The sequence below is a fragment of the Streptomyces ferrugineus genome, assembly GCF_015160855.1.
In the GTDB taxonomy this organism is placed as follows: domain Bacteria; phylum Actinomycetota; class Actinomycetes; order Streptomycetales; family Streptomycetaceae; genus Streptomyces; species Streptomyces ferrugineus.
Genome location: NZ_CP063373.1, coordinates 1704866 through 1718452 on the forward strand (window position 1 = coordinate 1704866; position 13587 = coordinate 1718452).

The 13587-nt window shown below is 71.4% G+C and carries 9 protein-coding genes and 1 pseudogene; 7 read left to right on the forward strand and 3 right to left on the reverse strand.

The window, feature by feature from the left end; translation table 11 throughout:
• The first annotated feature begins 135 nt into the window (after nt 1-135).
• The 3 genes from IM697_RS07840 to IM697_RS07850 all read left to right on the forward strand — a co-directional run bounded on the left by IM697_RS07840 (nt 136) and on the right by IM697_RS07850 (nt 3485).
• Nucleotides 136-1599, forward strand: coding sequence for an FAD-dependent monooxygenase (locus IM697_RS07840; RefSeq protein WP_194049629.1), 1464 nt, complete (start codon nt 136-138; stop codon nt 1597-1599).
• 96 nt (nt 1600-1695) lie between these two features.
• Nucleotides 1696-2574 carry a DMT family transporter gene (locus IM697_RS07845; protein ID WP_228044560.1) on the forward strand — a complete coding sequence of 293 codons (879 nt, stop codon included), beginning with the start codon at nt 1696-1698 and terminating at the stop codon, nt 2572-2574.
• Between the two features lie 14 nt (nt 2575-2588).
• Complete coding sequence (locus IM697_RS07850) at nt 2589-3485, forward strand: LysR family transcriptional regulator (protein WP_194045977.1); 897 nt, start codon at nt 2589-2591, stop codon at nt 3483-3485.
• A gap of 63 nt (nt 3486-3548) precedes the next feature.
• Here the strand turns inward: IM697_RS07850 and pepN are convergent, their stop codons facing one another.
• Complete coding sequence (gene pepN / locus IM697_RS07855; RefSeq protein ID WP_194045980.1) at nt 3549-6125, reverse strand: aminopeptidase N; 2577 nt, start codon at nt 6123-6125, stop codon at nt 3549-3551.
• 182 nt (nt 6126-6307) lie between these two features.
• Between pepN and IM697_RS07860 the strand changes: the two are divergent.
• Nucleotides 6308-6835 (forward strand): annotated as a pseudogene (locus IM697_RS07860) (DUF1203 domain-containing protein); the annotation flags it as partial.
• Here the strand turns inward: IM697_RS07860 and IM697_RS07865 are convergent.
• Nucleotides 6835-7851, reverse strand: a complete 1017-nt coding sequence (locus tag IM697_RS07865) for an aspartate-semialdehyde dehydrogenase (protein WP_194045982.1) — start codon at nt 7849-7851, stop codon at nt 6835-6837. The pseudogene IM697_RS07860 and the gene IM697_RS07865 overlap by 1 nt on opposite strands.
• A gap of 316 nt (nt 7852-8167) precedes the next feature.
• On the opposite strand from IM697_RS07865, the gene IM697_RS07870 reads away from it, so the two are divergent.
• Nucleotides 8168-8686, forward strand: coding sequence for an RNA polymerase sigma factor (locus IM697_RS07870; RefSeq protein ID WP_194045984.1), 519 nt, complete (start codon nt 8168-8170; stop codon nt 8684-8686).
• Between the two features lies 1 nt (nt 8687).
• Entirely contained in the window at nt 8688-9443 is a 756-nt protein-coding gene (locus IM697_RS07875; RefSeq protein WP_194045986.1) for a hypothetical protein, read from the forward strand.
• A 51-nt stretch (nt 9444-9494) separates the two neighbouring features.
• Here the strand turns inward: IM697_RS07875 and IM697_RS07880 are convergent, their stop codons facing one another.
• A complete protein-coding gene (locus tag IM697_RS07880; protein ID WP_194045987.1) occupies nt 9495-12782 on the reverse strand; it encodes a S8 family serine peptidase in 3288 nt (1095 codons plus the stop codon).
• 210 nt (nt 12783-12992) lie between these two features.
• On the opposite strand from IM697_RS07880, the gene IM697_RS07885 reads away from it, so the two are divergent.
• The gene (locus tag IM697_RS07885; protein ID WP_194045988.1) at nt 12993-13463 is read left to right on the forward strand and encodes an NUDIX hydrolase; all 471 of its coding nucleotides are present in this window, start codon (nt 12993-12995) and stop codon (nt 13461-13463) included.
• The last annotated feature ends 124 nt before the right edge of the window (nt 13464-13587 follow it).

The following is a 13587-nucleotide window of genomic DNA, read 5'->3' on the forward strand; positions in this document are numbered from 1 at the left end:
GTGGGCAAACAACCGTAGGCCAACAACCGTAGGCCAACAGGCGTTGACACTTTCATTCTGGGCTCTTACTGTTGCCAACAGTCGTTGACCAACGTTCGTTGGCCAACAAGTGTTGGCATTCGGGAGGTCACCATGATGAACGGCACCACCCCCAACCCCAGCCGCCCCGTGATCGTCGTCGGCTCCGGCCCCACCGGCCTCCTCCTGGCCGGTGACCTCGCCGCCGCCGGCGTCCCCGTCACCCTCGTCGAGAAGCGCCCCCGCAAGATCAGCAACCTCTCCCGCGCCTTCGGCGTCCACGCCCGCACCCTGGAGCAGCTGGACGCCCGCGGTCTCGCCGACCAGCTGCTCGCCACCGGCAGCACCATCACCGAACTGCGCCTCTTCCGTCGCCTCTCCCTCGACCTGGGCACGCTGCCGTCCCGCTTCCCGTTCCTGCTCATCACCCCGCAGTACGAGGTCGAGCGGCTGCTGGAGCGGCGGGCTCGGGAGGCCGGGGTGGAGTTCCGCTTCGAGAGCGAGGTCGTGGGGCTGCGGCAGGACGACGGCGGGGTCGACCTCGACGTGCGCGGCCCGGACGGCGCGGTCGTCACCCACCGCGCGGCCTACGTCGTCGGCACGGACGGCCACCGCAGCGCCGTGCGCGAGGCCCTCGGGCTGCCCTTCCCCGGAGTCTCCGTCATCCGCTCCCTGTTCCTGGCGGACGTCCGGCTCGCCGAGCCCCCGGACGGTGTGCTCACCGTCAACGGCGCGGGCGACGCCTTCGCGATGATCGCCGCCTTCGGTGACGGCTGGTACCGCGTCATGGGCTGGAACCGCCGAAACGAGGTCCCCGACGACGCCCCCCTCGACCTCGACGAGATCAAGGAGGTCACCCGGCGCGCCCTGGGCACCGACTACGGCATGCACGACGCCCGTTGGCTCTCGCGATTCCACAGCGACGAGCGCCAGGTGCCGAGGTACCGGGTCGGCCGGGTCTTCCTGGCCGGCGACGCCGCGCACGTGCACTCGCCGGCCGGTGGTCAGGGCATGAACACCGGCCTTCAGGACGCGGCCAACCTCGGCTGGAAGCTCGCCGCGGTCCTCGACGGCCGGGCGTCCGAAGGGCTGCTGGACACCTACCAGGCCGAGCGCCACCCGGTCGGCGAGGCGGTGCTGCGCAGCAGTGGCGGGCTGGTCCGGCTGGCCCGGGCGCAGAATCCGGCACTGCGCGCCGTACGCGCCCTCGTCTCCGCCTTCGTCAACGCGGCCCGCCCCGCCCGCGCGAAGGCCCTCGCCCAGATCTCGGGCATCGGCTACCGCTACCCCGCCCCGCGCGGCTCCCACCGCCTGGTCGGCACCCGCGTCCCGGACGTGGCACTGGAGAGCGGCCGCCTGTACGAGGCGCTGCGCGGCGGCCGGTTCGTGCTGATCACACCGAAGGGCGCGCGCGGGGCGTACGACGGTCAGGGTGCCCGCGAGGAGTGGCTCACCCTGGAGCGCTGGGCGGGCGACCGCCGTACGACCCTGCTGGTGCGGCCCGACGGATACGTGGCGTGGGCGGCGGACGACGCGGACGCCGGGGAGATCGAGGCCGCGCTCACCCTTCAGTTCTCCTGAAAAGAATGCTCGAAAACTTTCGATGGACGCGACAGATGGCTCGCTGCGACGGTGGACGGGTCGTCGTCACCGTCCATCGAAAGGACCTCAGTGCCCGTGCCCGTGCCCGCGCCCGTTCTCGGGATCGCCCTCGCCGCCCTCGCGACCGTCGTCTGGTCCGGCAGCTTCGTCACCTCCCGCGCGCTGCACGACAGCGTGCCGCCGGTGCAGCACGCGTTCTGGAGATGGGTGGTGGCGCTGGCCGTGGTGGCGCCGTTCGGTGCGCGGCAGGCCTGGCGGCAGCGGAGGTCGATCCGCCGTCACCTCGGTTTCGTGTTCCTCGCCTCGCTGCTCGGCGTCGCCGCCTACAACACCCTCGTCAACCAGGCCGGGTTGACCACGCCCGCCGCCAACATGGGCATGATCATGGCCGCTTCGCCGGTGCTGATGGCCGTGTTCGAGCGGGCGGCCGGGGTGCGGTTGGGCGTGCGTCGGGTCACGGGGCTGCTGGTGGCCTGTTCGGGCGTCGTGCTGCTGATCGCAGGCGGGGCCGGCGGGACCCGTCTCGGCGCGGGGGACGTGTGGATGGTGACGGCGGCGTGCTGCTTCGCGGCGTACAGCGGTCTGCTGCGACGACGGCCGGCCGAACTGGGCGGTACGGGCTTCCTGTTCACGACCTTCCTCCTCGGCACGGTCCTGCTGCTGCCCGCGCAGGGCGTGAGCCTGGCGGTGCAGGGCGGCTTCGACCCCACGCCCGGCACGGTCCTGCCGATCCTCTACGTCTCGGTCGCCTCCTCCGCCGTCGCCTTCTTCGCCTGGAACCGGGCGATCGCGCTGGTCGGGCCGAGCCGCGCCGGGGTCGTCTACTACCTCCAGCCGGTGTGCGTGTCGCTGCTGTCCTGGGCGGTGCTCGGCGAGGCGACCGGCTGGGCGCAGACGGTGTGCATGGCGCTGATCCTCGGGGGAGTGGTGCTGGGGGCGGCGGCGCGTCGGTGACGTAGGTTGCCGCCATGGTCGACTGGGACATCCGGAAGCTGCAGATCCTGCGGACGCTGCGGGAACGGGGGACCGTGACCGCGACGGCCGAGGCGCTGCGGATGACGCCGTCCGCCGTGTCGCAGCAGCTGACGAACCTCGCCAAGCAGGTCGGGGTGCCGTTGCTTCAGGCGCAGGGGCGGCGGGTGCGGCTGACGGACGCGGCGCGGCTGGTGCTGCGGCACGCCGAGGCGGTGTTCGAGCAACTGGAGCGGGCGGACGCGGAGTTGGCGGCGTACCGGCACGGCGAGGCCGGGGAGGTGCGGGTCGGGGCCTTCTCCACGGCGGTGCCCGCGCTGGTCGTACCGGCCGTGCGGGCGCTCAGGGAGACGGCGCCCGGGGTGGTCGTACGGGTGCGGGAGGCCGAGGCCGGCGAGGCTTACGAGCTGCTGGCCGGTGGGGAGGTGGACCTCGCCCTGTCGCTCGCGGCACAGGCGCCGACGGTGGGGGACGCGCGGTTCACCAGGGTGCCGCTGCTGGCCGACCCGCTGGACGTCGCCCTCCCGGCGGGGCACGAACTGGCCGCCGCGGAAGGGCTGCGGCTGGCCGATCTCGCCGGGGAGGACTGGATCTTCGGCGGCAGCGGGCCGTGGTCGGACATCACGCGCGGGGCGTGCGAGGCGGCCGGGTTCAGCCCCCGGCAGGGGCATTCGGCGGCGGGGTGGACGGCGATTCTGGCGATGGTGGAGGCGGGGATGGGGGTGGCGCTGGTGCCGCGGATGGTCGAGGTGGGGCGCGGCGGGGTCGTGATGCGGGAGGTGGCGGAACCGCGGCCGGTTCGCCATGTGGTGGCGGCCGTACGCAGGGGCGGCGAGGAGGCGCCGGCCATCGGCAGGGCGCTCGGCGCGCTGCGGAGCGTTGCCGGCACGTAGCCGGGCAGGCACGGAAAGGGCGCCCGGTGCCGCGGCACCGGGCGCCCTTTGGCGTACGGACGTCTACTCCGCAGCCGCCGCGTCCGCCTCCTGCGCCCGCAGCGCCCGCTCCACGCCCGCCCGGGACTCGGAGATCAGGCGGCGCAGGGCCGCGTTGGGCTCCGCCGAGGCGAGCCAGGCGTCCGTCTTGCGCAGCGTCTCCTCGGAGACCTGGAGGGACGGGTACAGGCCGATCGCGATCTGCTGGGCGATCTCGTGGGAGCGGGCGTCCCAGATGTCCTTGACGACCTCGAAGAACGTGTCGGTGTAGGACGCCAGGAGCTCGCGCTGGTCGGTCTGGACGAAGCCGGTGATCACCGCCTCCTGGACGGCGTTCGGCAGCTTGTCGGAGTCGATGACCGACGACCATGCCTCGGCCTTGGCCTCCGGAGTCGGGCGCGCGGCGCGGGCGGTGGCCGCGTGCCGCTCGCCGGCCGCCGTCCTGTCCCGCTCGTACTCGGCCGCGATCTCCGCCTCGTCGAAGCGGCCCACCGCCGCCAGGCGCTGCACGAACGCCCAGCGCAGCTCCGTGTCGACGGCCAGGCCCTCGATCGACTGGGAGCCGTCCAGCAGGGCCTCGAGGAGGTCGAGCTGCTCCGGCGTACGGGCCGCCGCCGCGAACGCACGCGCCCACGCCAGCTGGTGGTCGCCGCCCGGCTCCGCCGCGCGCAGATGGGCCAGCGTGGCGTCCGTCCAGCGGGTCAGCAGGGCCTCGCGGGCGGCCGGGTCGGCGTACAGCTCGATCGCCAGCTTCACCTGGCGGTGCAGCGACTGCACGACACCGATGTCGGACTCCTTGCCGATGCCCGACAGGACCAGGGAGACGTAGTCGCGGGTGGCCAGTTCCGCGTCGCGGGTCATGTCCCAGGACGACGCCCAGCACAGGGCCCGGGGCAGGGAGGCCTCGAAGTCGCCGAGGTGCTCGGTGACGAAGGCGAGGGACTTCTCGTCCAGGCGGACCTTCGCGTACGACAGGTCGTCGTCGTTGAGGAGGATCACGTCCGGACGGCCCTTGCCGGCGAGCTGCGGCACGGTGGTCAGTTCGCCGTCCACGTCCAGCTCGACGCGCTCGTCGCGCAGCAGCTTCCCGGAGGCGTCGTCCAGGTTGTACAGGCCCACCGCGATGCGGTGCGGACGCAGCGTCGGCTCGCCCTTCGCGCCCGCGGGCAGCGCCGGGGCCTCCTGGCGGATCGCGAAGGACGTGATCACACCGTGCGCGTCCGTCTCGATCTCGGGGCGCAGGACGTTGATGCCGGCCGTCTCCAGCCACAGCCTCGACCAGGTCTTCAGATCGCGGCCGGAGGTCTCCTCCAGGGCGCCCAGCAGATCGGACAGGCGCGTGTTGCCGAACGCGTGACGCTTGAAGTACGCCTGCACGCCCTTGAAGAACTCGTCCATGCCGACGTAGGCCACGAGCTGCTTGAGGACGGAGGCGCCCTTGGCGTAGGTGATGCCGTCGAAGTTGACCAGGACGTCGTCCAGGTCGCGGATCTCCGCCATGATCGGGTGCGTGGACGGCAGTTGGTCCTGGCGGTACGCCCACGTCTTCATCTGGTTGGCGAACGTCGTCCAGGCGTGCGGCCAGCGCGTCCCCGGGGCGTGCGCCTGGCAGGCGATGGAGGTGTAGGTGGCGAACGACTCGTTCAGCCACAGGTCGTTCCACCACTCCATGGTGACCAGGTCGCCGAACCACATGTGGGCCAGCTCGTGCAGGATGGTCTCGGCCCGCCCCAGGTACGCCGCGTCCGTCACCTTGGAGCGGAAGACGTACTGGTCGCGGATGGTCACCGCGCCCGCGTTCTCCATCGCGCCCGCGTTGAACTCCGGCACGAACAGCTGGTCGTACTTCTTGAACGGGTAGGCGTAGTCGAACTTCTCCTGGAACCAGTCGAAGCCCTGCCGGGTCACCTCGAAGATGGCGTCCGAGTCGAGGTACTCGGCGAGCGAGGGCCGGCAGTAGATGCCGAGCGGCACGGACTGGCCGTCCTTCTCGTACACGCTGTGCACGGAGTGGTACGGGCCGACGATGAGCGCCGTGATGTACGTCGAGATGCGCGGCGTCGGCTCGAAGGACCAGACGTTGTCCTTGGGCTCCGGAGTGGGCGAGTTGGAGATGACCGTCCAGCCCTCCGGGGCCGTCACGGTGAACTGGAAGGTGGCCTTCAGATCGGGCTGCTCGAAGGACGCGAACACGCGCCGGGCGTCGGGCACCTCGAACTGGGTGTACAGGTACGCCTGCTGGTCGACCGGGTCGACGAAGCGGTGCAGGCCCTCGCCGGTGTTGGTGTACGCGCAGTCCGCGACGACCCGCAGGACGTTGCGGCCCTCCAGCAGGCCCGGCAGGGCGATCCGGGAGTCCTTGAAGACCTCGTCCGCGTCGAGCGCGTCGCCGTTGAGAGTCACCTCGTGGACGGTCGGGGCCACGAGGTCGATGAAGGAGTCGGCGCCGTTCTCGGCGACGTCGAAGCGCACCGTGGTCACGGACCGGTAGGTGCCGCCCTCTTGCGCGCCGGAGAGGTCGAGATCGATCTCGTACGAGTCAACGGTGAGCAGCTTCGCCCGCTGCTGCGCCTCTTCGCGAGTCAGGTTTGTGCCAGGCACGCGGTCATCTCCTCGTTATGGGTGGGTTCGGTCATCCTTCCACGGGACATCGGGATCAGGCGACGAGCGGGGCTTCGCACGGGGATGTCAGGGCAACTCATGGGGATACCCCTCTACCGGGGCGGGACGCGAGGTCCGGATTCCGCCAGCCCTCCGGGCCCGCGGGCGCGAGTGTGGGCGGCATGACGACGTACACCGCACGCCCCGTCGCACCATCGGTCCTGAAGGAACTGCGCACCGCCGACGACGCGGGCCGCCCACTGTCCCCGTTCACCGACGAGGAGGGCGGGGCGCCGCTGAGGTGCTGTCTGCGCCGGAGCCGGCCGGGCGAGCGGATCGCGCTCGTGTCGTACGCGCCGCTGCGCCGCTGGGCGGCCGGGACCGGAGTGGATCCCGGCGCCTACGACGAACAGGGCCCCGTCTTCATCCACGCCGAGGAGTGCGCGGGGCCGGGCGCGGACGGGCCGGACGCGGACGGGCCGGGCGCGGACGGGTCGGACGCGGACGGGTCGGGCGCGGACGGTCCCCCCTTCGCGAACGCCCACCGGATCGTCCGCCGCTATTCCGCCGACGGGCACATCCTGGGCGGACAGCTCGTCGACGCTCCCGACGACGAAGCCTTCCGGAACGCGTTCGACGACCCGGCCGTGGCACTCGTCCACGTCCGGGCCGTCGAATACGGCTGTTTCCTCTACGAGGTGCGCAGGCCTCAGCCCTTCAGCTCCGCCGCCACCAGCTCCGCGATCTGCACCGCGTTCAGCGCGGCGCCCTTGCGGAGGTTGTCGTTGGAGACGAACAGGGCGAGGCCGTGGGCGACCGTCTCGTCGGTGCGGATGCGGCCGACGTAGGACGGGTCCTGGCCGGCCGCCTGGAGCGGGGTCGGGACGTCGGTGAGGGCCACGCCGGGGGCGCCGGCCAGCAGTTCCTTGGCGCGCTCCACGCTGATCGGGCGGTCGAAGCGGGCGTTGATCTGGAGGGAGTGGCCGGAGAAGACCGGGACGCGCACACAGGTGCCGGAGACCTTCAGCTCGGGGATCTCCAGGATCTTGCGGGACTCGTGGCGCAGCTTCTGCTCCTCGTCGGTCTCGTTCAGACCGTCGTCCACGATCGAGCCGGCCATCGGCAGCACGTTGTACGCGATCGGCGCCACGTACTTGTTCGGCGCGGGGAACTGGGCCGCCGAGCCGTCGTGCGTCAGCTTCGGCGCGTCGTCGCCGACCTTCTTGACCTGCTCGAACAGCTCGTCCACCCCGGCCAGACCGGAGCCGGAGACGGCCTGGTAGGTGGCGACCACGAGGGCCTGGAGGCCCGCCTCGGCGTGCAGCGGCCTGAGCACCGGCATCGCGGCCATCGTCGTGCAGTTCGGGTTGGCGATGATGCCCTTGGGGCGGTCGGCGATCGCGTGCGGGTTCACCTCGGAGACGACCAGCGGGACCTCGGGGTCGCGGCGCCACGCCGAGGAGTTGTCGATCACCACGGGGCCCTGGGCGGCGACCTTCGGCGCCAGCGCCTTCGAGGTCGCGCCGCCCGCCGAGAACAGCACGATGTCGAGGCCGGAGTAGTCGGCCGTCGCCGCGTCCTCCACCGTCACGCCGTCCAGGACCGTCCCCGCCGAACGGGCCGAGGCGAACAGGCGCAGCTCGGTGACCGGGAACTCGCGCTCCGCGAGGATCCTGCGCATGACCGTGCCGACCTGACCGGTGGCTCCGACGATTCCGACCCTCACGGCGACTCCTTCTACGTGTTCCTGCGTGTTCGTGTGTGTCCGCGGCGTTTCCATCATGCGGCCGACCTGGGTCCGCCTGTCCAATTCTTTGCGCTCCATGCCCGAGGTCTGGGACGCGCCATCGCGACCACGGGTTGCGGAACTCCGCTCCCACCCCCGCTGAGCTGGAGGAATTCACCCTACGGCGGTCCCTGGCCGCAAGCTGTGCTGCCCCGCGCGGTGGTGTGACGTACGCCTCGCGGAGATTCCCCGGGGCTCCGCCGAACGTTTCCGGGCGCGGCGGCGTCGTAGAAGAAACGCGGTGAGGGGGTGGCTTGTGCTGCGCAGAAAGGCCCGCCGTGTCCAGGAGGACGATCCGCTGGACGCGGCCCAGGTGCGTCGGGTGCGGGCGGTGCTCGCGCTCGGCGGGGTGCCGCAGACGGACCTGCCGGACGGGGTACAGCAGGTCCGCCTGCGGTTGCTGGAGCGGGCCGCGAGCGGACGCGAGGCGCCGCGGGACGTGTCGGCGTGGGCGGCGGTCGTCGCCTCCAACCTCGCCATGGACTGGCACCGGGCCAAGAAGCGCCAGGAACGGCTCGGCGAACGGCTCGCCTCCCTGCGCCAGCTGGAACACCCCTCCGGCGAGGACACCAGCCTGCTCTCCCTCGCCGTCGCCCGGGGCCTGGACGAGCTGCCCGACGCCCAGCGTCAGGTCCTCGTCCTGCGCTTCTACGGCGATCTCCCGGTGCGGGACATCGCCGAGGAGCTCGGCATCCCGGAGGGCACGGTCAAGAGCAGGCTGCACACGGCGGTACGGGCCCTGCGCGCCCGCTTGCACGAGGACGAGGTGGTGTGACGTGACCGCCGAGAACGAAAGCCGTGGCGTCGACGCGCTGATGGCCGCGATCACCGGCGAACCCCTGCCGGAGGAGGCCCGCGCGGACGCCGCCCTCCTGGCCGAGCACCGCTCGGCCGTGGCCGACGTGGCGCTGCTGCGGGAGCAGCTCGGGCTGATCGGCGACGCCCTCGCCGAGCCACCGCCACCGCCACCCGCCCCGGAGCCGCAGCCCGCCCCCGCACGAACGCCCTCCCGCGCCCGGCGCCGGTTCCTCGCCGTCGGCCTCGGGAGCCTCGCCGTGGCCGCCGCCGCGTCCGTGCTGGCCGGCATGGGCTGGCTGCTGACGCAGGCCGGAGGCGGCGCCGACTCCGACGAGGGGGCGAGCACCGCGGACAAGTCCGCACCCTCCGAGCAGTCCGGCGGCACCGCCTTCGGCAGCCCCCGCTACCTCGCCTGTGCCCGGCTGGTGGCCGAAGGGAGGGCCACCTCCGTCGAACGGCTCCCCGGCACGACGTCGATGCGGATCACCCTGCACATGACCCGCTACTACAAGCCGGACACGTCAGATAAGCAGGGCAAAGGTGAGGAAGAGCTGACCTTCGTGGTCGACGAGACCCTCGTCCCCGGCCTGCGCAGGGGCGACCAGGTGCTCATCGGCATCGCGCGGGGCGAGCGCCAACCCGACTTCTGGGCTGTCGGCGAGCGGAACATCGCCCCGGAGCGGGCCTGGATCACCGCCTCGCTGTCCGAGGCCCGCGAACTCACCTGCGCATGACGAAGGGCGGGCGCCCGCACGGACGCCCGCCCCTCACCGCCGTACCACCGACTACGGCGTGACCTTCTCGATCTTCACGCTGCCCAGGCCCGCGACCGTGCCGCGCGCGTTGAGCAACCGGACCTGGCCGAAGAACTCACGGCCCTCCGGCGCCGGCGCCAGCGCGGTGACGCTGCCGGAGACCGTGGCCGACTCGCCCGTGCCCAGCCGCACCGGCGACTCGTCGACCGTGACGGTGCCGAGCGCGGGGGAGAAGAACACGTCCAGGTAGTCGTACGCCGTCGAGCCGCCCGGCACCGCGTAGCCGATCACCTCGATGCGGTACGTCCCGGCGGCCGGGTCCGCGACCTTGACCGCCTCCTCCGAGTCACCGTCGGCGGAGCTGCCGACCTCGGTGCCGGCCGCGTCGTAGACGACCAGGTCGAGGTCGGCGGCCGCGTCGGAGACGTTGCCGATGGAGACGTCGAGCGAGGTGGCGCCCTCGGGCACGTCGACCGTGGTGGTCTGCGTGACGCCCTCGGTGATGGTCGGGCGCGCCGTCTTCGACGAGCCGAGCGGGCCGCCCGCGAGCTTGCCGTCGACGTCGGCGTAGTGGTTGGTCACCTTCCAGGAGGCGGCGGCCGGGGTGCCGACCTTGGCCTCCGGGACGGTCACGGTCTCCGGGTCGAAGGCCGCGCCGAGGACGGTGACGTTCAGCTTGTACGGGTTGTCGAGCAGCGGCGACGTACGGCGCGACTCGACCTCGATCTCCCAGACGCCCGGCTGCGGGTCGGCGTACGAGCGCAGGTCGGGGCGGCAGGGGGCGCTGGAGGGGTTGGAGTAGTTCGGGTAGCAGTTGATCGTCGAGGTCGAGTCGACCGGGACGCCGTAGGGGTGGATGGAGATGAACCGGGTCTGGCTCCCCTTCGCCAGCCCGCTCATCGCGACCTCCAGCGTCTTCGCACCCTCGGGGACGGTCACGAAGTACGAACGGGTGCTGTTGCGCTGGACCTTGCCCGAGGCGGAGAAGGTGTGGTCGACCGGCGAGGCGACCACGACCGTCGACAGGACCTGCTTGTCGATGCCCTCGGTCCGCGGGTCGTCGACCTCCAGGATCGCGCTCTTGATGCCCGCGTGCTTCGCGCGGGCCTCGATCTTGACGGTCACCGGCTTGTTCAGCGGGAGCCTGATCTCGTCCGAGCCGACGATCCGGAAGGTGCGCGCCTTGTTGTTCTCCAGGTGCAGCTCGTGCCGGATCGCCCTGTCGGGGCCGGAGGTACGGGTGATGGTGACCTCGTACGTCTTCTTCTGGCCCGCCTTCAGGCCGCCCTCACGGTCGTACAGACCCGTGCCGTATCCGGGGGTCTTCAGGAACTGGTCGATCGCGGTGTCGACCGGCGCCTTCACCGTGTACTCGTGGGCGGTGGCGCCGTCGCGGATCGAGTCCCAGGCGTCCTCGATGTTGATGAGGCCGGCACCCTCCTCGTACGCCTGAACACCCTTGATGTGATCGGCCGTCGAGGTGAGCGCGGTGCGCAGCTTCGCCGGGGTGAGGGCGATGCCCCTCTGCTTGGCGGCGCTCAGCAGCAGCGCGGACGCGCCCGCGGCCTGCGGGGACGCCATCGAGGTGCCCTGGAGCATGCCGTAGCCGGCCGGCAGCGAGTAGCCCGCCTCGGCGACCGGGGCGCCCGGCAGCCAGGTCTGGATGGTGTTGATCGCGGCGCCCGGCGCGGAGAGCGTCGGGGTGAAGCCGCCGTCCTCACGCGGGCCGCGCGAGGAGAACGGCATCATCGCGTACTCCGTCTCCACGACGGAGCCGTAGTTGGCGGCCCAGGTCTCCTTGGAGACGGTCGCGCCGACCGAGATCACCTTGTCGGCCAGGCTCGGGTCGCCGATGGTGTTGGCGCCGGGGCCGGAGTTGCCGGCCGAGATCACCAGCTGCACGCCGTAGGTGTCGATCAGCCGCGTGTACAGCTCGGCGCGCGCGTTGTTGCCGTCGTTCAGCGCCGGCAGGCCGCCGATGGACATGTTGACGATGTCGACGCCGCGGTTGACGACGAGGTCGATCATGCCCTCGGTGAGGGCGACGTTGGTGCAGCCGCCGGACCAGGTGCAGGCGCGGGAGGAGACGATCTTCGCGCCCGGCGCCGCGCCGTTCATCCTGCCGCCGAACAGGCTGTTGGCGGCGGTGATGCCGGCGACGTGGGTGCCGTGCTCGGACTCGATGACGCCGATGTTGACGAAGTCGCGCTTCTGGCCGACCCAGTCCCCGCCGAACGGGTCCATCGGGACGTCCTTGCGGATCTCCACGACGAACGGCTGGCGCTCGGCGACGTCGGTGGCCGGGTCGTCGGTGCCGAAGTACCCGATCTGGAAACCGTCCTTGTACGGCTTCATCGGGGTGTCGTCACCGAAGTCGTAGTTGTTGTTGAGGTCGACCCGGACGGTGCCGTTCGCGGCGTCGTACAGGACGCCCCACGAGTCGGTCTTGTCGCCGTCGCGGTTGGCGTCGCCCGCCGCGTCGCCGCCGGTGGTGTACGACTCCAGGAAGGTGCTCACCTGGTACGAGCCCGCGGGCGCCGTCCAGGTCTTGTCGCCGTAGGTGAAGGTGGGCCCGGAGACGGACGTCACCATCGGGCGCCAGGTGCGGTCGCTGTCGACTATGGGGTCGGTGGCGGTGACCCAGTCGACTATCTTCCGCTCGCCGGTGGTGGTCTTCTGCAGCGCCGGGTGGCCGAGGTCGACACCGGAGTCGAGGATGCCGATGGTGATGCCGCGGCCGTCGGCCTTCCGGTTCTTCTTCACGAAGTCGACGGCGCCCGTCTCGAAGGACGGGTTGTACGGGTTCTCGGCGGGGGTCTTCTTGCCGGGGGCCGGGTACGTGCCCTTGCCGCGCGCCTTTCCGGTCTCGACGGCCGGATCGTCCAGGGGTATCTCCTCGCGCAGGTCGATGCCGTGCACCGAGGAGAGCTTCGTGGCGGCGGCGATGGCCTTGTCGGCCTTGCCGGTGGGGACGGTGGCCCGGACATAGCCGAGCTTGTCGTAGGTACGGCCCACAGAGCCGACCGTGTCCAGCTGCTCGGCGACCTTCTCGGTCGCGCCGGGCGCGGTCGCGACCATCATCGTGACGTTCTTGTCGCCGTCGGCCTTGGCCTCGGCGAGCAGATCGGCGTCGTCCGAACCGAGCTTGTCGTGCGCGGACTTCACGCTCGGGCCGGTCGCGGCGGGCTCGGGGTCCGCGGCCAGGGCCATGGGTATCGGCCCGGCGGCGGACAGCGCGGCGACGAGACCGGCGGCCACGGCTATGCGGGCCGTGCGTCTCGCGCCCGGCTTCGGATCGCGCTGCGGGGTGAGGGTCATCGGCATCCCTTGCAGGTAAAGGAGCATCAGGACGTCCGGTATGTGATCCCGGACGACCGCACAGCCTTATGCAAGGGAAGGATGTTTGGGAAGAGTTGACCGAATCGAAATGGAAGGATGGGGAAAACCCGCGACCGGCTCAGGGGGAGATGAGCCGCAAAGGCGGGCAAGCCGCCCACGGGCGACAACGTCCGTATGTAACGTCCCCCTGTGCGGAAGAACTTGAGGGTGGCGGCCTACGCCATATGCGTACGTGACGGGCAACTCCTCCTCGCCCGCTCCCCGGCACCCGGCGGCGGCTTCGAGTGGGTGCTGCCCGGCGGCGGCATGGAGCACGGTGAGGATCCGTACGACACGGTCGTGCGGGAGGTCGAGGAGGAGACCGGCTACCGCTTCGAGCCCACCGGGCTGCTGGGCCTGGACTCCGTCCGGCGCCTGATCCCGGGCCGCATCCGCCGGGGAGTCGACCATCATGGCGTGGCGCTCGTCTACGAGGGCCGGATCGTGGGCGGCGACCTCCGCTACGAGGCCGACGGCTCCACCGACATGGCCGCCTGGCATCCCCTGGACGGCGTGACGGGGCTGACCCGCGTCCCGATGGTCGACAAGGGACTGGCGTTGTGGCGGGAACGACCGGCGGCCGGAAAAGCTTCAGTACCCCCGAAGATGAACACTGAGTGACCGCGTCCCGGCCGTTCGAGGAGCGGCCGTGAACGCGGAAGGTAGTCCAAGATCCACGTACGGTGATCGGCGCTGCGCGTTGCCGCCCCGTTCATGCGCAGGTCATTCCCGGTGCCAACGATCC